This is a genomic window from Streptomyces sp. Y309 (assembly GCF_056712025.1).
On sequence record NZ_CM160048.1, the window covers coordinates 333,798 to 356,438 of the forward strand.

At 73.1% G+C, this 22,641-nt stretch carries 18 protein-coding genes; 9 read left to right on the plus strand and 9 right to left on the minus strand.

The features are described from left to right. Window positions 1-136: 136 nt before the first annotated feature. From AC0KTA_RS01410 to AC0KTA_RS01445, 8 genes are all read right to left on the minus strand, one after another. Entirely contained in the window at window positions 137-1,489 is a 1,353-nt protein-coding gene (locus AC0KTA_RS01410; RefSeq protein WP_481053233.1) for a hypothetical protein, read from the minus strand. Window positions 1,490-1,565: 76 nt separating this feature from the next. Then, window positions 1,566-2,627, minus strand: a complete 1,062-nt coding sequence (locus AC0KTA_RS01415; protein ID WP_481053234.1) for a caspase family protein — start codon at window positions 2,625-2,627, stop codon at window positions 1,566-1,568. Between the two features lie 92 nt (window positions 2,628-2,719). Then, window positions 2,720-4,225, minus strand: coding sequence for a hypothetical protein (locus AC0KTA_RS01420; protein ID WP_481053235.1), 1,506 nt, complete (start codon window positions 4,223-4,225; stop codon window positions 2,720-2,722). Window positions 4,226-4,420: 195 nt separating this feature from the next. Beyond that, window positions 4,421-5,566: a serine hydrolase domain-containing protein gene (locus AC0KTA_RS01425; protein WP_481053236.1), complete on the minus strand. Its 1,146-nt coding sequence runs from the start codon at window positions 5,564-5,566 to the stop codon at window positions 4,421-4,423. 123 nt (window positions 5,567-5,689) lie between these two features. Beyond that, window positions 5,690-6,250 (minus strand): hypothetical protein, encoded by a 561-nt coding sequence (locus AC0KTA_RS01430; RefSeq protein WP_481053237.1) that lies wholly within the window; start codon window positions 6,248-6,250, stop codon window positions 5,690-5,692. A 98-nt stretch (window positions 6,251-6,348) separates the two neighbouring features. After that, complete coding sequence (locus AC0KTA_RS01435) at window positions 6,349-7,167, minus strand: transporter substrate-binding domain-containing protein (RefSeq protein WP_481053238.1); 819 nt, start codon at window positions 7,165-7,167, stop codon at window positions 6,349-6,351. A 23-nt stretch (window positions 7,168-7,190) separates the two neighbouring features. Next, window positions 7,191-8,813 carry a M81 family metallopeptidase gene (locus AC0KTA_RS01440; protein ID WP_481053239.1) on the minus strand — a complete coding sequence of 541 codons (1,623 nt, stop codon included), beginning with the start codon at window positions 8,811-8,813 and terminating at the stop codon, window positions 7,191-7,193. Then, the gene (locus AC0KTA_RS01445) at window positions 8,810-10,084 is read right to left on the minus strand and encodes an ROK family protein (protein ID WP_481053240.1); all 1,275 of its coding nucleotides are present in this window, start codon (window positions 10,082-10,084) and stop codon (window positions 8,810-8,812) included. Before AC0KTA_RS01445 ends, AC0KTA_RS01440 begins: the two co-directional genes overlap by 4 nt. A 241-nt stretch (window positions 10,085-10,325) precedes the next feature. On the opposite strand from AC0KTA_RS01445, the gene AC0KTA_RS01450 reads away from it, so the two are divergent. From AC0KTA_RS01450 to AC0KTA_RS01490, 9 genes are all read left to right on the plus strand, one after another. Further along, a complete protein-coding gene (locus AC0KTA_RS01450; RefSeq protein WP_481053241.1) occupies window positions 10,326-12,164 on the plus strand; it encodes a peptide ABC transporter substrate-binding protein in 1,839 nt (612 codons plus the stop codon). Continuing rightward, a complete protein-coding gene (locus AC0KTA_RS01455; protein ID WP_481053242.1) occupies window positions 12,161-13,120 on the plus strand; it encodes an ABC transporter permease in 960 nt (319 codons plus the stop codon). The genes AC0KTA_RS01450 and AC0KTA_RS01455 overlap by 4 nt, the downstream gene beginning before the upstream one ends. After that, a complete protein-coding gene (locus AC0KTA_RS01460) occupies window positions 13,117-14,022 on the plus strand; it encodes an ABC transporter permease (RefSeq protein WP_481053243.1) in 906 nt (301 codons plus the stop codon). Before AC0KTA_RS01455 ends, AC0KTA_RS01460 begins: the two co-directional genes overlap by 4 nt. A 50-nt stretch (window positions 14,023-14,072) precedes the next feature. Continuing rightward, window positions 14,073-16,151 carry an ABC transporter ATP-binding protein gene (locus tag AC0KTA_RS01465; RefSeq protein WP_481056732.1) on the plus strand — a complete coding sequence of 693 codons (2,079 nt, stop codon included), beginning with the start codon at window positions 14,073-14,075 and terminating at the stop codon, window positions 16,149-16,151. Further along, complete coding sequence (mmuM, locus tag AC0KTA_RS01470) at window positions 16,148-17,140, plus strand: homocysteine S-methyltransferase (RefSeq protein ID WP_481053244.1); 993 nt, start codon at window positions 16,148-16,150, stop codon at window positions 17,138-17,140. Before AC0KTA_RS01465 ends, mmuM begins: the two co-directional genes overlap by 4 nt. A 131-nt stretch (window positions 17,141-17,271) precedes the next feature. Further along, window positions 17,272-18,357 (plus strand): WD40/YVTN/BNR-like repeat-containing protein, encoded by a 1,086-nt coding sequence (locus AC0KTA_RS01475; protein WP_481053245.1) that lies wholly within the window; start codon window positions 17,272-17,274, stop codon window positions 18,355-18,357. A 131-nt stretch (window positions 18,358-18,488) separates the two neighbouring features. Beyond that, window positions 18,489-19,166: a uracil-DNA glycosylase gene (locus tag AC0KTA_RS01480; protein ID WP_481053246.1), complete on the plus strand. Its 678-nt coding sequence runs from the start codon at window positions 18,489-18,491 to the stop codon at window positions 19,164-19,166. Beyond that, a complete protein-coding gene (locus AC0KTA_RS01485) occupies window positions 19,163-20,137 on the plus strand; it encodes an N-acetylglucosamine kinase (RefSeq protein WP_481053247.1) in 975 nt (324 codons plus the stop codon). The genes AC0KTA_RS01480 and AC0KTA_RS01485 overlap by 4 nt, the downstream gene beginning before the upstream one ends. Before the next feature lie 249 nt (window positions 20,138-20,386). Then, a complete protein-coding gene (locus AC0KTA_RS01490) occupies window positions 20,387-21,331 on the plus strand; it encodes a sirohydrochlorin chelatase (protein WP_481053248.1) in 945 nt (314 codons plus the stop codon). Between the two features lie 98 nt (window positions 21,332-21,429). Here AC0KTA_RS01490 and AC0KTA_RS01495 read toward each other — a convergent pair whose 3' ends face one another. Beyond that, the gene (locus AC0KTA_RS01495) at window positions 21,430-22,470 is read right to left on the minus strand and encodes a lactonase family protein (protein WP_481053249.1); all 1,041 of its coding nucleotides are present in this window, start codon (window positions 22,468-22,470) and stop codon (window positions 21,430-21,432) included. Between the last annotated feature and the right edge of the window lie 171 nt (window positions 22,471-22,641).

Consider the following 22,641-nt stretch of genomic DNA (forward strand, 5'->3'; position numbering starts at 1 on the left):
GGCGCCTGCCCACATCGGCGCCTGCCCGCATCCGAGGGCCTGCCCACATCGGAGGGGCCGGGCTCCCCCGAGCCGTCCGGCCCCTCCGCTCCTCACCCGGACAGGGGGCCCAAGGCTCCTCCCCGGTCCGGGGGTCTCAGCCAGGCTCCGCCTCCCGCAGCCTCGCGATCGCCTGGTCCACCGGCCTGTGCGGCAGTCCGGTCCTGCGGCACAGCTCGTCCCGCGGCATGTCCCGGAGCACCTCGCCGACCAACGTGCCCGACAGGTCCGCGATCTCGTGCACATAGGCCTCCACCCGGCTCACGGCGTCGGCGGCCCCCGGCCGGGGCCCGCTCGCCCCGACGGCGTCACCCGGCGCCGCGGGGCCGCCGCGCGCCCCCGCCACCAGCAGGCGCTCCTCCTCCAGCCACGTCGTCCACACCCCGCGTCCGACCAGGTGCTCGGCGACGTTCTCGGCCATCGAACCGTCCTTGATCACCCCGGGGTCGGTGCCGTCGGCCCGGATCAGGAGCCGGCAGGACGCGGCCAGCATCGGCGGGGATGCGACCCGCGCCGGCGGCCCGTCCACGAGCGTGCGCAGCGCGGCGAGGTCGGGGTGCCCGGGCACATGCGGCGTCAGCCGCCGGACGACATCGTCCAGGCGCTTCAGGTCGGGCCTGCGGTCGAGCAGCATGGCGTGTGCGCCGACGATGCCGAGGAACGGGTCGATCCGCCCCGAGTCGAGCATCGGCAACAGCTGCTTGTCCGAGGTCAGGTCGATGCCCTGGCGCAGCCCGGACATCGCCGCCTCCCGGGCCAGGCTCAGCCCTTCGTCGGCCGGGGACCAGCCAGTGCCGGCGGGCGCCATCTCCACCGAGGCGTGCTGCGGCCGCGGGCCGTGCGGGCCGTTGCTGACGAAGACGAGGGTGGTCCAACCCTCCGACACCCACAGCGCCTGGGCCAGCGGCAGCCCCTCGCCGGAGGGTTCGCGCAGCCGCAACCGGTAGCCGCCGGGCGCCAGTCGGCCGCTCCAGGCGGCCCAGCCCTGCTGCGGATCGACCTGCCAGCCGTCCTCGCCGCCGTCCACGGCCTCCCCGCTCTCGGCGGTGATCTGCAGGGCGTACGGATCGAGGCGCCAGCCGCGGCGCAGGTTCCGCAGCAGCACCATGAGCGTGGGCGCGCCCCGGCGGTGCGTGGATTCCCTGCTCCACCGCAGCGCGGCCTCGCGGTGCGCCGCGTGTGTGGTGGCGGTGCGCTCGACGGGGGCCGGGGCGGGGACGTCGGGCAGCGGCAGGCGCTCGGTGAAGGCGTCCGTGCCCACCTCGGCGAACCGGCTTGCCACGGCGCCCGCGAAGCGCTGCTCGATGCGGTAGATGCCAGGCGGCAGCGTGGTCTCGATGGTGCCCATGCCGTGCGCCACCTCGCGCAGCGCGTCGTCGGTCACGGTGATCAGGACCGACGGTGTGTCGGGGATGACGACGAACGGCACCTCGTCGCGCCGCTCAGGCATCGCCGACCGCGACTGATCAGCACGGGACTCGGCCCCGGAAGGGGACTCAGGAAGGGCCTGAGAACGGGACTCGGACTCAGAACTGGACAACGCCGCCACCTCCGGTCACTACCTCGAAAAATCCGCCGTCCGTGAGTTCGGGCGCGGTCAGGCTCTCCGGTACGGCCTTGTAGAGCCCGGGCACCAGCGCCTCGACGTGGTCCGCCCCGGCGATGTCCAGCCAACGCGGCTCGGTGATGCCCCGGCCGCGCAGCTCCACCCGGCCGCGGAACCCGGCCGGGAAGCGCAGGGTCACCGGGTACGAGCCGACGCCCTGGAGCCCCTCCGCGAAGACGATCGGTGTGCTGGTCTCTCTCAGGAACCGGGCCTCCTGCGGGACCAGTTCCTGCGTCGTGCGGTCGAGCACATGGCGGCGTACGTAGTCCGCGAGGCTGTCGGAGGTGACCTGGCCCTCGGAGGTGACGGTGCCGCCGCCCGCGCCGCGCAGCCCCTCCAGGAGGGCGGAGGTGAAGTGGCCGCGGGACTGGTCCGGGTCGGGTTCGTGCTGTTCGTAGGCCGGGTCGCCGAGCGCGGACGCGTAGCCGACGAAGGCCTCGACCTTGTCGGGGGCCTCGGTGGTGTCGGTGAACGGCGGGCCGAAGGCGGTGACGCCGCCGAACCGGGTGCGGCAGCAGTCCGCGAAGAACACGATCTCGTGGAACGGCGACGCCGATTCGTACCACGACAGATACGGGCGTACGGCGATGTGGTTGCCGAGCAGGTCGATCGCGGCGTTGGCCATGAGCAGCGCGGCGTCGCCGCCGAACGGGGCGATGCCGTGCCCGGCGAGGAACACGTACAGGCGGGTGTCGGCCCAGGCGCCGCCGTCGCGTTCGACGGCGGCGCGGACCGCGCAGTGGGCGCGGTACAGGGCGCGGTTGACGTTCTCGCGGGTCGGGACGGCGCTCATCACGTCGGCTGCGCGCTCGTCGCGTTCGGTGGCCGTGACGAGGGCGACGTTGCCCTCCGGTACGTTGCCTCCGGCCGGGTCCACGAGCCAGTCGCGGAACCGTCCCGCGTCGCCGCGCGCGCCTCGCAGGTCGCTGATCGCCGGATAGCGGTTGATGCCGACGACCACGGCGTGGTGCAGGTCGTTCATCGGGCTTCCCCCTTTGTGCGAACCCGTTGTGGACCCCTTTGTGCGAACCCGTTGGCCCCCCTGCGCGACCCCCTGCGGACCGCGCCCCGCGGTCAGTCGGCGAGCATCCGGGCGAGGCTCGCCAGGACCTCGGGGTCGTCGTCGAAGCCGCCGTGCGTGCGGGCCCCCGAGCGCAGGCCGGGGGCGCCGCCGTCGGCGGGTGACCACACGGTGCGCTGCGGATCGGCCGCGAGGAACGCCCGCAGGTCCTCGGAGTCCTGCCCGCCGAAGGCGCCGTCGGCGTCGTACCAGCGCCGCATGCCGGCGATCGGGGCGACCGCCGACTGCTTGGCGGGGCCGCGCTCCAGGACGCCGGAGACGAAGTACAGCAGCGACCTCGGGTACAGCAGGGGCACCAGGTGGTCGGCGCGTTCGGCCGCGTCGGTCATCGTGAACATCCGCAGCCGGTCGAAGAGTTCGCGCTGGTGGCGGACGACGGGCGCGAGCTGGGCGACGGTGCACGCGGGTGCCAGCAGTGCGACGTCGCGGACACGGAAGTCGGCGGGCAGCGGGTCGTCGGCGTCGGCGCGCCTGCGGACGAGGTCGGTGAGCAGGTTGCTGATGAAGACGGCACCGGCGCTGTGGCCGACGACGCTCACCTTGGGCCGGCTGCCGGAGGCCAGGAGCTGGCTGAAGCGGTCCAGGAAGTAGCGTCCCGCGCGGGCCTCGTCGGACGCGGCGAAGGTGTCGGCGGTCTGCCGCTTCATGGCGTCCCAGATCGAGGCGCCCACGTTGGCGATGTAGAACTCCCGGAGTATCTCCTCGACGACGGTCGGGTACAGGCCGTGGTCGGTGCGCAGCCGGAAGCGGCCCACGACGGCGGCGATGACGCGCACCGTCTTGCGCACCAGGAGCGCGGAGGTCACCAGGGAGCGGCGGTTGTCGGCCGCCGCGGTCTCGGCGGCCAGCTCGGCCACGGTGTCCGGTGACATGAGGGTGGCGACCGCCGCGCGCCCCCCGTCGATGTCGCGCGCGGCGGCCGGTGCGGGAGCCGAGCGCAGGACCGAGCCGACGATCTCCCGGTTGCGGTCGGCGAGTTCGGTGTCCGCCGAGAGTTCGGCGGTGATGCGGACGCGTTCGGCCTCGCCGAGCGGCGGCACCTCGGCGGGCGGGGTCAGCCGGGCGTAGGGCTCCTGTCCGGTGCGCAGCAGGGCGAGTTCGGCGGCGACGGCCCTGGCGGGCGGGGCGGTCAGGGAGCCGGCGGCGCGCTGTCCGGGCCGCTGGAGGACGATGCCGGCGGCGTAGCGGGTGACGCGGCTCAGGAGTGTCTGGAAGACGGACTCGCCGATGATCTGGGGCAGGTTGCCCTGAAGGGTCTCCAGCAGGCCGCTGCTCCACACGAAGAACACGGGCTCGGCGCCCGCCGCCTCGTACACGGGCGTGAGCCGCTCGGCCGTCGCGAACCCCACCTGGTCGTCGACGAGCCCGCCGTGGAAGTGCAGGACCACGCGTGGCCGGTCCTTCAGGCTCGCGACCAGCGCGTCGATGTCGGCGGTGCTGGTCGAGGCGAGACGTCCGCTCGTCCCGCTGTGGACGCAGCGCCTGCGGGCAGAGTGCATGTCGGAAACCTCCGGCGGATAGCCGCTCAGCAGGAGCCCCCCTCGCAGAAGTCCCCCGACTTCTACCGCTCCTGGCCCGGCCACCGTAGAACCGCCGCACCCGCCGCGTCCCCGGGGACGGGCCCAGGGATTACCCCAAGGCGGACGCGGGCGGCCGGTCCGGGGGTCCCGGGGCCGGCCGCCCGCGCCGGGAGCTCAGCCCTCGCCCAGGCACGTCCGCACGGCCGCGACCAGCCGGTCGGCGCGGGCGTCGCCGTGGCCGATCATCTTGTTGGCCACGTAGGCGAAGCCCACGCCGAACTCGTCGTCGCCGAAGGCGAACTGGCCGCCCGCGCCGTCGTTGCCGAAGCTGCGCGGGCCCAGTGTGGGGCGGAAGGCCGGGGCGTCCAGGAGGAAGCCCGAGCCCCAGCGGACGCCGGCGTCGAAGCCCAGCCAGGACGTGCCGCCGGACTGCTCGCGCACCGCGTCCGTGACGGTGTCGCGGGTGAGCAGCCGCGCGGAGCCGTCGACGCCGGTCGCGGCGGCGGCGTACAGCGTGGCCAGGCCGCGCGCCGAGGAGACCGCGCCCGCGCCGGGGATCTCCGCGCCGAGCAGGGCAGGGTCGTTCCAGCCGTGCGGGCCGTCGACGCCGGGGAAGACGAAGGCGCCGTTCATCGTGACCATGCGGGTGAGCAGCGACTCCGGGCCGGGCATCGGCGGCCTGCCCGGTGCCTCGACGAGCCGGGCGAGCGAGCCGAGTTCCTCCTCCGGCAGGCCGATCCAGGTGCGCAGGCCCAGGTCGTCGGCGACGGCCTTGCGGAAGTAGGCGCCGGGGGTGAGCCCGGTGACGCGCCGGACGACCTCGCCGAGCAGGAAGCCGAAGACGTGCGCGTGGTACTCGTACGTCTCGCCGGGCGCCCACAGCGGTTCCTGCTCCTCGATGGCGCGGATCACCGGGGTCCACTCGGTGATCTCCTCGAACGTCGGGGTGCGGTCGAGGACGGGGAGCCCGGCGCGGTGGCCGAGGACCATGCGCGGCGTGATCGTCTCCTTGCCGCCCCGCACGAACTCCGGCCAGTACCGCGCCACCGGCGCGTCCAGGTCCAGGCGCCCCTCCTGCGCGAGCAGGTGGGCGCAGACACTGACGACGCCCTTGGCGCAGGAGAAGACCGGCACGACCGTGTCCTCCTGCCACGCCCTGCCGGTGCGCTCGTCGGCGATGCCGCCCCACAGGTCCACGACCTTGCGCCCGCCGACGAACACGGTGACGGCCGCGCCGAGTTCGTCGAACTCCGCGGAGTTCCGGGCGAAGACGTCCGCGACCGCCCCGAACCGTTCGTCGGCCCATCCGCTGTGTTCCACTGCCCCACTACTCTCTTACGATGCTTTGCTCGCGCGAAGGCGCAGACCTCCGGCGGACGATGACCGGCACACGATATGTGCCACCGCCATCCATCTCCAGCGAATTAGGTTCCCGGCCTCGGCCTACAGCGCCGGCGGCGTGGGCGGGGCCGGGGCCTGGAGCGGCGGTGGTGCGGCCTCGGCCAGGACGAGGGCGCTGGAGGGGATGGCCGCGCGCATCTCCAGCAGTGCCACCAGCGCGGTGTGCAGCTGCTCGACACCCTCGTACGCCTCGTGCGCGAGGACCAGACGGGCCCGGGTCTCCAGGTTCTGCCACGCATAGCGGCGGCGCAGGTTCGCCATCTGTCGTGCGTCGGCGCGCAGAAACGTCGACCCGGCCGAGAAGCCCGCCGACAGCAGCGCGAGGATCGCCGCGGGCACCCGCGCCCCGGGCGAGGCGAGGCCCGCGGCGCCGGAGATCCCGGCGAGCACCGCGGCCGGGAAGCCGAGGCAGATGTACGTGGCGTTCCACAGCTTGCTGCGCCGCTGGGCCCGCCGCGCGCCGATCCGGGACTCGGCCGCGATCTGCCTGACCTCCTCGGCGAGGTGCCGCATGCGTGCGTCGGGGTGCCCGGCGTCACCGGCAGCGTCGGGGTGCCCGCCGTCACCGGCGGCCCCGTCGTCGGGCCGCGCTTCTCCCGTCATCACCCGTCCCCCGGAATCCCGTCCCCCTGGAATCAGAGCGGGGATCGTACCAACTGCGCGCTCTCAGGGGCGTCTTGGGTACGGTCCGGCGGCCGACGTCACTTCATCCACTCCGCCTCGTACGCCGCGTACGTCCCGTCGTGCGTCGCGAGGTGCACGAACTGGTCGACGTACTCCTTGAACTGCGCGTCGCCGCGCGGCAGGGCGTAGGCCTTCTCCGCGAAGGTGAAGGGCTTGTCGGGGTGGAGCGAGCACAGTTCGGGGTGGATCTTCGCCTGGTAGCGGGTCTCGCTGGCGTCGGTCATCATCACGTCCGCGCGGCCGTCGATGATCTCCTGGAAGATCGTGGAGTTGTCGGGGTGCACGGTGAGGGAGGCCTGCTTGATGTGTGCGCGGGCGAACTGCTCATTGGTGCCGCCGGGGTTGACGACGACCTTGGTGCCGGGCTTGTCGATGTCGGCCAGCGTCCCGTCCCCGAAGCGCGCCTTGTCCGCGCAGCGCACGATCGGCGTCTTGCCGTCCTCGCGGGTCGGTTCGCTGAAGTACACGGTGCGGGCGCGCGGCAGCGTGATGGAGACGCCGCCGACGGCGATGTCGCAGCGTCCGTCCGCCACGTCGTCGGCGATCTCCTTCCAGGTGGTGGCGGTGAACTTCGGCTTGGCGTCCAGGGACTTGGCGAGGTCCCGGGCCATCTTGATGTCGATGCCGCTGTAGCTGCCGTCGGCTTCACGGTGCGTGAAGGGGCGGTAGTCGCCGGTCGTGCACACCCGCAGGACGCCCTTCTTCGGCACGGAGTCGAGGAGGGTGCCCTTGCCGGGAGCGGGGCGGTGCCCACGGCCCGCGTCCGGCGCCGCGGGCGCGGCGGCGGTGACGGCGAGCAGGCAGACGAGGGCGGACAGGGTGGCGGCACGCTTCATGCGAGCGGTTCCTCTCTGTGGCGTCAGGCGCTGTACGGGGCGAGCGGCGGCAGGTGGGCCGCCGTCAGGGCGGGGCCCGCGCCATCTTCGTACGCGTCGTCGTCGAAGGGATACATCGGCCGCTCCACGCGGTGGTGGCCGAGCCGCGTGAGGTCCTGGTCGACGCCGCCCGGGGTGAGCGCGAGCAGCCAGTCGGCGGCCATGTCGTACAGCTCCGGCTCCAGGTAGCCGATCTTCACGACGACCAGGTCGTACGTCCTCGGGTCGATGCCGAGGCCGCCGTCGGCGGGGCCCGTGAAGTCGGCGAGGGTGTGGAACGGCTTGCGGCGCTCGACGAGGATCAGCGTGAGCCCGCCCACCCGCACGGCCGCCATGTCGACACCCCGGTCGTAGGCGCCGCCCTCGGCCCGGTCCTTCTGGTCGGTGGCGCGCTGCAGCGCCTCGACGGTGCCGGTGAGCGCGTACGGTCCGCCGTGGTACGGGTCGACCTTGCCGCCGACGGACAGCGAGACCTCCGCGCCCACGCCCGCCTCGAAGCAGCGGGCGACGGCGGCCGGGTCGGTGATGCCGGGGTGGACGGCGGTGACCTCGCCGGAGCGGATCGCGTCGTTCTCCAGGAGCGTGCCGAGCATGTACGCGAGGTCCCCGGCGCCGCCCGCCGTCGGGTTGTCGCCGGAGTCGCTGATGAGGAACGGCCGCTTCGACGAGGCCACGGCCCGCTCGACGCACTCCTCCGCGCTGCCGGTCGGGCCGACGAAGACGAAGTCGCGCCGGGCGTCCCAGTAGCGGCGGGCCAGCATCTCGGCCTCGGCGGCGGCGAGTTCGGCGTCGTCGCCGGTGACGACGACGGCGGCCTGGCAGCGCGGCTCGTCCGCCCAGGCGTAGCCCACCCACAGAGCAGCGTCGAGGATCCCGGGAAGGCGCTCGATGTCGGCCAGCGAGCCGTACAGGGACTTGGCGGGCTCCAGGCGGGTGCTGGTCTTCTCGCCCGGAAGCAGCACCGGGACCTGCACCCAGGCACGGTGCGGACGGCTGCCCTCGCGCAGGCAGCGCACGAGGTTGCGGGCGGCGCGCTCGCGGGTCTCCCAGGCGTCCTCGTGCGGGGCGAGGCGGTGCGCGGTGAGCAGGTCGACCGGCGCCGCGAAGCGGTACGAGACGTTGCCGTGCAGGTCCATGGCGGTGGAGATCATGGGGCGGCCGGTGCCGTCCGGTGTGCCGGCGAAGTCGAGGGCGGCGCGGACGGCCTCGGTCAGGTCGGCCTCCGCGTCGGTGAGGCCGACGACGCTCATGGCGCCGTGGATGTCGTACACGAGCCCGTCGAGGGGGCCCGCCCGCCGGATGCGGGTGACCAGTTCGTCCTTGAGGGTCAGATACGACTCGGCCGCCACGGGGCCGCCGGGCAGCGCGGTCGCGTGCAGCAGCGGCACCCACTCGACGAGGTCCGCGAGGTCGGAGTCCGGCCGGGTCCAGGTGTAGCGGTCGAGGAGTTCCTGGCCGCGGGTCTGCCGGAAGTCGTCGGCGGTGGAGCGGTGCGGGCAGAACGTGGAGGACTCGATGCCGATGCCGCCGATGCCGATGCGCAGGCGGCGGTGGGTGACGGCGGGCGTCCGATGCGCAGTCTGGGCGGCGGCCGGGGTCGCGGTCATGCGGATGCGCTCTCTTCCTGGACGGGGATGGCGGACGGGTGGTCGTGGCCGGTGGCGGCGGGTTCCTTGGCAGCGGGAGCGGGTGCCTGGGCGGCGGGAGCGTCCGGAGCGGGCGCGGCGGGGCCCGTCGGCAGGTGGCGGCGCAGGGCCGTGAGGCCCGCGCCGAGCAGGCCCGCGTCCGGCCCCGTCACGGTGGTGGTGATCTCCAGGTCGGCGGTGGCCACGGGCAGGCAGCGTTCGTACAGGACGCCGCGGACGGCGGCGACCAGCGGTTCGGCGGTGGCGAGGACGCCGCCGAGCGCCACGGCCTGCGGGTTGAAGAAGTTCACGACGACGGAGAGCACCGTGCCGATGTGCCGGCCCGCGGTGCGCACCAGGGTGGTGGCCTGCGGGTCGCCGTCCGCGACGAGCTGGAGGAGTTCGCCGGTGGTGGCCACCTCGACGCCCTGGCGGGCGAGTTCACGGATCAGCGCGGCGCCGCTCGCGACGGTCTCCAGGCAGCCGATGTTGCCGCAGCTGCACGGCCGGTCGCCCGCCTCCTCGACGCGTACGTGACTGATGTCGCCGGCCGCGCCGTTGGCGCCGTCGTGGGGGTGGCCCGCCGCGATGACGCCGCTGCCGATGCCGCGGCCGGCCTTGACGACGACCATGTGGTCGAGGTCGGGGCGCGCGACGCTGTGCTCGCCGACGGCCATCATCGTGGCGTCGTTCTCGACGGTCACGGGCAGGCCGAGGCGCTCCGCGAGGACGTCGCGCAGCGGGTAGCGGTGCCAGCCGGGCATCCGGGACGGGCTGAGGACGCGGCCCTCGCCGGGGCGCACGGGGCCGGGGAAGGCGACCCCGAGGGCACGGACCGTGCGGCCCGCCGCGCGTTCGCGGTCGGCGAGTTCGGTGACGCGCTCGCACAGCCAGTCCACGGCCGACTCGGGTCCGGCGGTGATGTCGTGCGGCAGGTCGGCGGTGTCGCGGACGGTGCCGTCTAGGTCGACCGCGCCGAGCCGGGCGTGGTGGCTGCCCAGGTCGGCGGCCAGCGCGATGCCGCCCTGGGCGCGCACCCGGAGCAGCCGGGGGCGGCGCCCGCCGCGCGAGGCGCCCTCGCCGGACTCGGTGAGCACGCCCGCCGCCACCAGCTCCTGGACGCGCAGCGACACCGTGGACGGCGCGAGCCCCAGCTCCCGCACCAGATCGGCCCGGGAGGAGGCCGCGCCCGACGAGACCAGACGCACGATGTGCTCCGCCGATCCGGTTTCGCCGTGTGCGTTGCTGGCCATACCGACCCCGTTCGTTCGACGAGTTGATTCGCGTACCAGCCGAACACTAGGTCGCGGCGAAGGAAGTTGACCAGACCCGCCAAGGAAAGTGCCCCAACTCCCGGCTTTTCACAGTCTTTGCCGAACGAAGCTCTTGACTTGCTTTTCTCCACAGGCCTAGCGTTCGGGCCTCCCCACCGCTCACGTGTGCGGATCCGGTTCCGGCAGTTCCTGTCCCGGCAGTTCCTGGAGGCCCACCACCATGCGCTCACTCAAGGCAGCCGCGGCCGCGGGCCTGGTGCTCGCGGCCCTGACGGGCTGCACCCACGAGGGCGGCCGCGTCGACATGGGGCCGACCGGCGGCGTCCCGGTCGAGGGCGGCACCGCGACGATGGCGCTGCCGCCCAACGCGACGCCCAACTGGATCTTCCCGATCGGCCCGCCCGGCTATGGCGCCTCGTACAACGCGGGCATCCAGTACCTGCTGTTCATGCCGGTGTACGACGCCGTGCTCGACCGGGACAAGGGCGAGCTGACCACGCACGGCCCGAGCACGCTCGGCCTTGAGCCGGCGTACTCGGACGGCAACAAGACCGTGACCATCCCCCTGCGCAAGGGCGTCAAGTGGTCCGACGGCAAGCCCGTCACGGCCCGCGACCTGGAGTTCTGGTTTAACCTCGTCAAGGCCAACAAGGCGGAGTGGGGCAGCTACTCGGTCGGCACCATGCCGGACAACGTCAAGCGGTTCGAGACGGTCGACGACCACACGGTGCGGCTGCGCCTGACCCGCGCGTACAACCCGGACTGGTTCACCGCCAACCAGCTCACGCGGATGCGCGCGCTGCCGCAGCACGCCTGGGGCGCGCGGACCGACGGCGGCCCGATCGGCGACTGGGACCGCACGAAGAAGGGCGCCAAGGAGGTCTTCGCCCGGCTCACCCGGCACGGCAAGAGCCTCGGGAAGTACGGCTCCGACCCGCTGTGGAAGACGGTCAACGGGCCCTGGAAGCTGGCGGACTGGCGGGACAGCGGCCAGGTGACCATCGTCCCCAACGAGAAGTTCACCGGACCGAAGTCCGAGCGCCCGCACCTCGACAAGGTCGTCTTCAAGCCCTTCACCACCGCCGACTCCGAGTACAACGTGCTGCGTTCGGGCGGCGTCGACTACGGCTACATCCCGCCGTCGGTCCTCGCCCAGAAGGGGAAGTTCGAGGACAAGGGCTACCGGGTGGACCCGTGGGAGGGCTGGGCGGCGACGTACATCGTCTACAACTTCAACTCCACCCACGCCGGTCCGCTGATGCGTCAGCTCTACCTCCGCCAGGCCATGCAGCACCTCGTCGACCAGAAGGCGATGAGCGACGTCATCTGGCAGGGCAGCGCCACGCCGACGCTCGGCCCGGTGCCGGTGACGCCGAAGAGCCAGTATTTGTCGAAGGCAATGGAGCGCAACCGCTACCCGTTCTCGGTGGCGAAGGCCACGTCCCTGCTCAAGGCCCACGGCTGGGAGACGAAGGACGGCACCGCCCGCTGCGTACGCCCCGGAACGGGCGCCGACGAGTGCGGCAAGGGCATCGAGCGGAACACGCCCCTGGAACTGACCCTGCTCTCCCAGTCGGGCTCCACGGAGACCACGAACATGATGCAGGAGCTCAAGTCCTCGCTCTCCAAGGCCGGCATCGACCTGACCGTGCGCCAGCAACCCCTCAACTCGGTGCTCGGCAACTCCATTCCGTGCACGGCGAAGGACCCGGGCTGCGACTGGGACATGTCCTTCTTCGGCACGGCCGGTAGCTGGTACTACCCGCTCAACCCGAGCGGCGAGCAGCTCTTCTCCACCGGCGCGTCCGCCAACTTCGGCAACTACAGCGACAAGAAGGCCGACCGGATCATCCGCGCCGTGCAGTACTCCCCCGACATGAAGGCCGTGCACGAGTACGGCGCGTATCTGGCCGAGCAGCTTCCGGTGATGTGGATGCCCAACCCCGCGTACCAGGTGTCGGTCATCCGCAACGACCTGCGCGGCATCGAGCAGAACCCGACGGTCACGTTCGCGCCGCAGGACTGGTACTACGTCAAGAAGAAGGGAGCCGACAAGTGACCGGCTTTTCCGGCTTTCTGGTCAAGCGGTTCCTCCAGGCGCTCGTCGTCCTCTTCCTGGTGTCGGTCATCGTCTTCGTGCTGCTCCACATGCTGCCCGGCGGCCCGGCACGCGCCATCCTCGGCCCGAAGGGCACACCGCAGCAGATCGAGCAGTTCAACCACCAGCAGGGATACGACCGTTCACTCCCGACGCAGTACTTCATGTACCTGAAGCGGCTGTTCACCGGCGACCTCGGGGACTCGTACAAACTCAACTCGCCCGTCTTCGAGCTGCTCAAGCAGCGGCTGCCCAAGACCCTGCTCCTGACGGTCCTTTCCACCGCGCTCGCCGTGGTCATCGCGATCCCGCTGGGCCTGCTCCAGGCGGTGCGGCGCGGCAAGGCGTCGGACTACGCGCTGACAGGGCTCGCGTTCCTGCTGTACGCCACGCCGGTGTTCTTCCTCGGCCTCATCATGATCATCCTGTTCGCGCAGGTGCTTCCCGTCTTCCCGGCGGAGGCGCCGCAGGGCGAGTCGATCGGTGAACTCCTGAAGGAATTCAGCGGGTTGGTGCTGCCGGTCGTGACGATGGCGTTCGGCATCGTGGCCATGTTCAGCCGCTACATGCGCTCGGCGGTCCTGGACAACCTCACCGAGGAATACGTCCGCACCGCCATGGCGAAGGGCCAGTCGAGCCGGCGCATCATGGTCCGCCACGTCCTGCGCAACGCGCTCATCCCGCTCGCGACGCTGCTCGGCCTGTATCTGCCGACGCTGTTCAGCGGCGCGCTCGTCGTCGAGTCGATGTTCAACTACCCGGGCATGGGGCTGCTGTTCTGGAACGCGGCTCAGGGCTCGGACTTCCCGGTGCTGCTCGGCGTGACCCTGGTCGTCGGCATCGCCACGGTCCTCGGCTCCCTCCTCACGGACGTCCTGTACGCCGTCCTCGACCCCCGGATACGGAGCGTGGCATGACCACCACGACCGCCCACCTCACCGCGCCCGGGCACGAGGAGGCCGCGCAGGCCACGCCCTCCCTCGCCCGCCGCACGCTCCGGGTCTTCACCGGCAACAAGCTCGCCCTGACGGGCGTCGTCCTGCTGGTGCTGCTGCTCCTCTTCAGCTACCTCGGCCCGCTCCTGTACGACACCGAGCAGACCCACACCGACCTGTCCCGGGCGAACCTGTCCCCCGGCACCGACGGCCATCTGCTCGGCACCACCGACCTCGGCTACGACATGGTCGGCCGCCTCATGGTCGCCGGGCAGACATCGCTCGAAATCGGCCTGGCGGCGGGCCTGTTGGCCACGCTCTTCGGCACGGTGTACGGCGCCGTCTCCGGCTACTTCGGCGGCTGGGTGGACGCCGCGATGATGCGGATCACGGACGCGGCGCTCGCCATCCCCGCGATGTTCCTGCTCGTCGTCGTCGCCGCGATCATCACGCCCAGCAAGGGCGTCCTCATCCTCATCATCGCGGCCGTCGCCTGGCTGTCCCCGGCCCGGCTCGTCCGGGGCGAGGCGCTGTCGCTGCGCAACCGCGAGTACGTCCAGGCGATGCGGATGATGGGCGGCGGGGGCGCGCGGGCCGTCTTCAAGCACATCGTGCCGAACGCGATCGGCACCGTCATCGTCAACTGCACCTTCCAGATCGCCGACGCCATCCTCTACGTCAGCTATCTGGCGTTCCTCGGCCTCAGCATCCCGCCGCCGTCGGCCGACTGGGGCTCGATGCTGTCCGCCGGCATCACGTACACGCAGAACGGCTACTGGTGGCTGATCTTCCCGCCGGGCATAGCGATCGTGCTGGTCGTCGCCGCGTTCAACTTCATCGGTGACGGGCTGCGGGACGCGTTCGAAGTGCGGCTGCGCAAGTAAAGGAACTCGCCAACATGGATGACAGAGAAGACATCGGCGGCACAGCCGACATGACCGAGGGACCGCCCACCGACCCTCCGGCCCTGGCACCCGAGCCCCTGCTCCGCATCGACGGCCTGCACGTCGACATCGCCTCGCGCGAGCGCACCGTGCACGCCCTCGACGGCATCTCACTCGACCTCGCGCCGGGCGAGGCCCTGGGCGTCGTGGGCGAGTCCGGGTGCGGAAAGACGATGACCGCGCTCAGCGTCCTCGGCCTGCTGCCGCCCGGCGGGGCGATCACCGGCGGCCGGATCCTGTTCGACGGCCAGGACCTGGCGGCGGCTTCCGCGCCCACCCTTCAGGACGTCCGCGGGAACACGGTCGGCATGGTGTTCCAGGACCCTCTGACCTCGCTCAATCCCACGATGACGATCGGCGCGCAGGTGGCCGAGCCGCTGCTCCTGCACCGGGAGGGCATCGGTCGCAAGGACGCCTGGGCGCGGGCCGAGGAGATGCTGCGGCTCGTCGGCATGCCGCAGCCGTCCGAGCGCATGAAGGCCTACCCGCACCAGTTGTCGGGCGGGATGCGCCAGCGCGTGGCGATCGCCATGGCCCTGGTGTGCGAGCCGAAGCTGCTCATCGCCGACGAGCCGACGACCGCGCTCGACGTCACGACCCAGCACCAGATCCTGGAGCTCATCGACAACCTGCGCGCCACGCTCGGCATGGCGATGATCCTCGTCACGCACGACCTGGGCGTCATCGCCAACCGCGTCGACCGCGTCGCGGTGATGTACGCGGGCAAGGTCGCCGAACAGTCCGACGTGCACGGCCTGTTCGGGCGCCCCCGGCACCGCTATACGGAGGCGCTGTTCGCGGCGCTCCCGGAGCGGGCGGCGGAGCGGGGCACGGAGCTGCACACGATTCCGGGGCTGCCGCCGGGCCTCACGGTGCGGCCCACGGGGTGCCGGTTCGCGCCGCGCTGCTTGTTCGCGACGGACGCGTGCCGGGAGCGGGAGCCGGAGCTCGTCGACGACGAGGACGCGGGCGCGGAGCACCGGTTCGCGTGCTTCCATCCCGTGCCGTACGGCGACGCGCCCGAGGAGCAGGTGGTGACGCCGCCCCCGGCCGCGAGCACCGAGCCGGGCGATGTGCTGCTCGAACTCGACGCGCTGGTCAAGGAGTTCCCGCTCGGCGGCGGCCCGTTCGCACGACGGCGGGGCACAGTCAGCGCGGTCGGCGGGGTGTCGATGGCCGTGCGCAGGGGCGAGACGTTCGGCTTGGTCGGCGAGTCCGGGTGCGGCAAGACGACGCTGGGCCGGATCGTGGCGGGCCTGGAGGCGCCGACCGCGGGCACGGTCCGCTTCGACGGCCGCGACCTGGCCGGGCTCTCGCGCGCGGAGCGGCGTGCGCACCGGCGCCGGATCCAGCTCATGTTCCAGGACTCGACGGCCGCGATGGACCCGCGCATGCGGGTCGGCGAGATCCTGCGCGAGCCGCTGGTCATCCAGGGCGTCGGCACCCGCGCCGACCAGGAGCGGCTGACCGCCGGACTTCTCGACGCCGTCGGCCTGCCGCGCGGCGCCGTGCACCGCTATCCGCACGAGTTCTCCGGCGGCCAGCGGCAACGCCTCGGCCTGGCACGGGCGTTGACGCTCTCGCCGGACCTGGTGGTGGCGGACGAGCCGGTGTCGGCCCTCGACGTGTCGGTCCAGGCGCAGATCCTCAACCTGATGCGGGAGCTCCAGCGCGACCGCGGCCTGACCTATCTGTTCATCTCGCACGACCTGGCGGTGATACGCCACCTCGCCGACACCGTCGGCGTGATGTACCTGGGCAAGCTCGTGGAGACGGGCCCGGCCGAGCAGGTCTACGCCCACCCGCTGCACCCGTACACCCGCGGCCTGCTCGACACCGTGAACGTACCCGACCCGGCCGCCGCGGCCGCCGGGGACCGTGAGCCGCTGCACGGCGAGACCCCGTCCGCGGCGAAACCCCCGTCGGGCTGCCGCTTCCGCACCCGCTGTCCGCTCGCCCAGGACGTGTGCGCGACCACCGAGCCACCGGTGAGCACACCGAACGGGGCGAGACATCAGGTTGCGTGCCACTTCCCCCTGGCCGCACCTCGGCTAGCGTCAGCAGTATGAACGACGAAGCGGGCACGGGGGCGCACGCCGACGGGGGTGCGGGTACGGACGGGCAAGTGGGTACAGGTGGGCCTGAGCGACCACCCGGCAGTTCGGGCCTGGGGGCGGCGCTGGCGCGTGGTCCCCTCGTGCTCGACGGCGGTCTGTCCAACCAGTTGGAGGACGCCGGGCACGATCTCGGCGACGCCTTGTGGTCGGCGCGGCTGCTCGCCGAGCGTCCGGACGCGGTCCGGGCGGCACACCTGGCGTACTACGAGGCGGGCGCGGACGTGGCGATCACCGCGAGCTACCAGGCGACGTTCGAGGGGTTCGCGCGACGCGGCATCGACGCGCTGAGCACGGCTGAACTCCTGCGCCTGAGCGTGCAGTTGGCCCGCGAGGCCGCCGCGCTCGCGGGGGCCGACCGGCCGCTGTGGGTGGCCGCGTCGGCCGGGCCGTACGGGGCGATGCTCGCGGACGGCTCCGAGTACCGCGGCCGCTACGGCCTGAGCGTGGCCGACCTGGAGCGCTTCCACCGCCCGCGCCTGGAGGTGCTGTCCGGCGCCGCCCCCGACGTGTTCGCCCTGGAGACGGTGCCGGACACCGACGAGGCACGGGCCCTGCTGCGCGCGGTCCGCGGACTGGGCGTACCCGCGTGGCTCTCGTACAGCATCAGCGGTGGCCGCACCCGCGCGGGCCAGCCCCTGGAGGCGGCCTTCGCGCTGGCCGCGGACGCCGACGAGGTCGTCGCGGTCGGCGTGAACTGCTGCGACCCGCGCGACGCGGACGCGGCGGTCCCGCTGGCCGCCCGCGTCACCGGCAAGCCGGTGGTGGTCTACCCGAACAGCGGCGAGACCTGGGATCCCGCGACGCGCTCGTGGCACGGCCCCGCCCGCTTCACCGCGGGCCAGGTGGACGGCTGGCGGCGCTCCGGGGCCCGGCTCATCGGGGGCTGCTGCCGGGTGGGTCCCGGCGCGATCGCGAAGGTGGCGGAGGAGGTCCACGGCTGAGCGGCGGCCGCGCCCGCCCACGGCTGCGCCGACCGCCCTGACCTGGGCAGAAGCGAGTCGGGGCGTCATTGTCAGTGGTCGGGTGCAGACTGAGCCATACCTGAGACAACGCCGTCCGAAAGGTGTCAGTCATGGCTGACGTCCTGCTCACCATTGGCACTCGCAAGGGCCTGTTCGTCGCGCGCCGCAAGCACGGCACATGGCAGTTCGACGAGAGCCCGTATTTCAACGCCCAGGCGATCTATTCGATCGCGATCGACACGCGCACGCCCGGGCCCCGCCTCCTCGTCGGCGGGGACAGCTCCCACTGGGGACCGTCGGTGTTCCACTCCGACGACCTCGGCAGGACGTGGACCGAGCCGAAGCAGGCAGCCGTCAAGTTCCCCAAGGACACCAGGGCATCGCTGGAGCGGGTGTGGCAGCTCCACCCGGCGGCGGCCGAGCCGGACGTGGTGTACGCGGGCACGGAACCCGCCGCGCTCTACCGCTCCGAGGACCGCGGCGAGAGCTTCGAGCTCGTCCGCCCCCTGTGGGACCATCCGTCGCGCTCGCAGTGGCAGCCAGGAGGCGGCGGCGAGGGCCTGCACACGATCCTCACGGACGCCCGTGATCCGGCCGCGGTGACGGTCGCGGTGTCCACGGCGGGCGTGTTCCGCACCGAGGACGGCGGCGCGAGCTGGCGGCCGTCCAACTCCGGGGTTTCGGCGGTGTTCCTGCCGGACCCGAACCCGGAGTTCGGCCAGTGCGTGCACAAGGTCGCCAAGGACGCCGCCGACCCGGACCGGCTGTATCTGCAGAACCACTGGGGCGTGTATCGAAGCGACGACGCGGGCGCCCACTGGACCGACATCGGCGAGGGCCTGCCGTCCGACTTCGGCTTCGCGGTGGTCGCCCACCCGCACCGCGGCGACACGGCGTACGTCTTCCCGATCAACGCGGACGAGGACCGCGTGCCCGCCGACCACCGGTGCCGCGTCTACCGCACGGCGGACGCAGGCAAGAGCTGGGAGCCGTTGAGCACGGGGCTGCCGCAGGGCGATCATTACGGCACGGTGCTGCGGGACGCGATGTGCACCGACGGCGCCGACCCGGCGGGCCTGTACTTCGGCAACCGCAACGGCGAGGTGTACGCGTCGGCGGACGACGGAGACACCTGGCACGAGCTGGCCACGCACCTGCCGGACGTCCTGTGCGTCCGGGCGGCGGTCCTGGGCTGATCCGAGCGGCGGCTCCCGAAGGCCGCGGGCGTCGGCAGCCCCGACGGCCACAGCCTTCGAGAGCCCCGACGGCAGCGAGCTTCGGCCATCGGTTGATCAGTGACGCATGTACGGCAGTAGAGTGACGCTCCGTGGCACCACGACCCTTGCATGAAATCGTCGAAGCCGGCTGGGCCAAGGCCCTGGAGCCGGTGGCCGAACGGATCGCCTCCATGGGCGACTTCCTGCGCGCGGAGATCGCCGCGGGACGCACCTATCTGCCCGCCGGACCGAATGTGCTGCGCGCCTTCCAGCAGCCGTTCGACGAGGTGCGCGTCCTGATCGTCGGCCAGGATCCCTACCCCACGCCCGGGCACGCGGTGGGTCTTTCGTTCTCGGTGGCGCCCGACGTCAGACCGCTGCCCGGCAGTCTCATCAACATCTATCGCGAACTGAACAGCGACCTGGGCCTGCCCCAGCCGTCCAACGGCGACCTGACGCCCTGGACCCAGCAGGGCGTGCTGCTGCTCAACAGGGCGCTCACGACGGCCCCGCGCAAGCCCGCCGCACACCGCGGCAAGGGCTGGGAGGAGGTCACCGAGCAGGCCATCCGGGCGCTCGCCGCGCGCGGCCGGCCGCTGGTGTCCATCCTGTGGGGCCGTGACGCCCGCAATCTGCGGCCGCTGCTCGGCCAGTTGCCGTCCGTGGAGTCCTCGCACCCCTCGCCGATGTCCGCGGACCGCGGCTTCTTCGGCTCGCGCCCGTTCAGCCGCGCCAACGACCTCCTGGTGCGGCAGGGCGCCGAGCCGGTGGACTGGCGGCTGCCGTGACCGAGCCGGCGGTCGTCCTCGGCGTGGACTCCGGCGGTTCGGGGCTGCGCGCCGCGCTCGGCGTCCCCGACGGACTGCGCCGTCCGGCACCGGCCCGCTCGAAGGAGCCGGTGCGCACGGGCCCGCGCGGCATCGACGCCCGGCACATGAGCGAGCAACTGACGCCCATGGTCCGGCAGTTGCTGGCCGAGGCGGGCGGCGGACGGCTCGTCGCGGTCGCCGTCGGCGCCGCCGGGATGACGTCGCTCGGCGACGACCTGCGCGCCGAACTGCCGTCCGCGCTGGCGGAGTCGTTCGGGGTACGGCGCGTGGCGCTCGCCGCCGACGCCGTCACCGCCTACGCGGGCGCGCTGGGCCAGCGGCCCGGTGTCGTCGTCGCCGCGGGCACCGGCCTCATCGCCCTGGGCACGGACCTCACCACCTGGCGGCGGACCGACGGCTGGGGGCATCTGCTGGGCGACTGCGGCAGCGGCGCCTGGATCGGGCGCGCCGGTCTTGAGGCGGCGATGCGGGCGTTCGACGGGCGCCGGGGCGGTTCGGCCGCGCTGCGCGCCCGCGCGGAGGACATGTTCGGAGAGCCCCTGTCGGACCTTCCCGGCCAGATCTATCCGCGCCCGGACCGGCCCGCCGTGCTCGCCGCGTTCGCGCCCGAAGTGGGGCGCTGCGCGGCGGACGGCGACCCCGTGGCCGTCCGCGTCCTGCGGGAGGCGGCCGGGCACATCGCCGACGCGGCGGTCGCGGCCTGCCCCGCCGACGGCGCCTGCGAAGTCGCCCTCACCGGCGGCCTGCTGAAGCTCGGTGACGTACTCCTCGGCCCGCTGGAGGCACACCTGACGGAGCGTCTCCCGCACGCCCGCCGGGTGCCGGCCGCGGGCGACCCGCTCGACGGCGCCGTCCGCATCGCCGCCGACCTGGCGGGGGACACCCTCAAGCTCCCGCACGATCCACGGCTGTTGTACGTCACGGGGTGACGTGGCCCGCACCTCACGGGGGACCACGAGCAGCACGAGGGATCACGGAGGGCACCGCCCCGCCCAGTTACGCGGAGGACACCGCCCCCAGGTATGCGACCGCGACGACGTGACTCCGCCGGTTCGTACGCGTCGTAACACGGCGCGTACACCGCGGAGTCGGGCGACCGCCAGACAAAGCGGACTTATACCGCTGACCTGCACCCTCCCCGAACAGGGAAGCCCCTCAAACCAGTAGCATGCGGCGCCATGAGCTCCCCCACTGGGCCCGCATCCGGCCTGCCCGTACGAATGCCGCGCCCCCGTCAGCCGGGCCGGCACCGCCGCCCGGAGCCCGTCGCGGCTCCCGAGGGCGCGCCCGCGCTCGTCCTCGCCGTGCCGGGCGTCCCCAGCACCACCACGCGCAGCCTCGCCGAGGAAGTCGTCTCCATCGCGCGCTCCGAGCTGCCCGGTCTGGACGCCAGAATCGGTTACGTCGACGGGACGGACGCCGACGCCGGCCCGTCGGCCGAGTTCCCCACCCTGCAGGCCGTGCTCGCGCACACCGCCGCCGAGCGCACCGCGCGCTACGAGCAGGCGCTGGCCGCCGGTGTCGAGGGCGTCCGCCGCCCCGAGGGTCCCGTCGCCGTCGTGGTGCCCCTGCTCGCGGGCCCCGACAACGCGCTGATGCGCCGCATCCGGCAGGCCGTGATGGACAGCCGTGCCGCCGCCGAGCTGACCGACGTCCTCGGCCCGCACCCGCTGCTCGCCGAGGCGCTGCACGTGCGCCTGTCCGAGGCGGGCCTGGCCCGCGCCGACCGCGCCCGCCTGTTCACGGTCGCGACCGCCGCGGACGGCATCGTCCTGGCCACGGTCGGCGGCGAGGAGGCCGTGCAGGCCGCCGGGATCACCGGCATGCTGCTCGCCGCGCGCCTCGCCGTGCCGGTGATGGCCGCCGCCCTGGACGAGGACGGCTCGGTCGCCGCGATCACCCAGCAGCTGCGCGGCTCCGGTTCGGCCCAGCTGGCCCTCGCCCCGTACCTGATCGGCCCGGAGGTCGACGCGAGCCTGCTGGACGCGGCCGCGAAGGAGGCGGGCTGCGCCGTCGCCGAGCCGCTCGGCGCGTACCCGGCGATCGGCAAGCTGGCCCTGTCCAAGTACACGACGGCGCTGGGCATCACCCCGCCGCAACCGTCCGGCGCGCCGGTGCACTGACGCGCGCCACGCGACGGCAAGACGCCGATGGGCCCGCTCCCGAGTTCGGGGCGGGCCCATCGGCGTACGCGAGAGTGTGGCCACGTCGGCCCCGAGCCTCAGCCGAACACCACACAGCTCGCCGCGGGCACGTCGATCGCGCCCGCGCGCCGCGGCAGCCCGGTTTCCGTGTCCACGGCGAACCAGGTGACGTCCCCGGAGCGCTCATTGGCAGCGTACAGAAAGCGCCCTGAGGGGTCGAGGGCCAGGTCACGGGGCCAGGCGCCGCCACAGGACACCGAGGCCGTCAGACGGGCGCTCGCGCCCGCGTCGTCGAGCGCGAACACGGAGATGGCGTCCGCGCCGCGCGTCGCGGTCCACAGGAAGCGGCCGTCGGGGGCGACGACGACCTCCGACGGATAGGCGTCGCCGTCGGGCTCGGCGGACAGCACCGGTGTTTCGGCGAGCGGCCGCAGCGTGCCGTCGGCGGGGTCCCAGGAGCACACGGTGAGGGTCGGCGTGAGCTCGTTGAGGACGTACGCGACGTGGCCGCGGGGATGGAAGGCGAGGTGCCGCGGGCCGGTGCCGGGCCGGAGCGCGACCTCGCAGTGGGGCGTGAGTCCGCCCTCGTCCGGCGCGCAGACCCGCACGGAGTCGGTGCCGAGGTCGACGCTCAGCACCCAGCGGCCGCTGGGGTCGGGCAGCACCTGGTGGGCGTGCGGGCCCTCCTGGCGCTCGGGGTCGGGTCCGGACCCCTGGTGTGCCACGACGTCCACCGGGGCGGAGGCGAGGCTTCCGTCGGCGTGCACGGGCACGGTGGTGACGCTGCCGGAGCCGTAGTTGGCGGTGTGGACGTGTCCGGCATGGACGGCGAGATGGGTGGGCGCCTCGGCCCGCACGGGCACCGGCGCGCCGAGGGGACGTACCGTGTCGCCCGCCGTGCCGAAGGCGGCGACCGCGCCGTCGGCGGTCTCGCTCACCGCGTACAGCGTGCCGCCGTCCGGCGACAGCGCGAGGTACGACGGGTCGGCCACGGCGTCCGTCGCGCCCAGCACGGTCAGCGCCCCGGTACCGCCGTCGAAGGCCGCGGTGACGATGCCCGGCCCGCCCGCGTGTGTGAAGGATCCGATGTACGCCCGCCGTGCCTGCCCGCCGCCCACTGCATGCCCCTCTCGGCTCACCCCGGGAGACCGCGTCCCGGGCGGCACCCACGGAGGCGACGCTAGCAGTTGGTCTGGACCACGGGAGTTGAAGGGGCCGCAGGTGATCAAGCGGAGGGCCCGGCTCCCAACGGCGGCGTCACGCAGAGGCGGGCGCCCAACGGCGGCCTG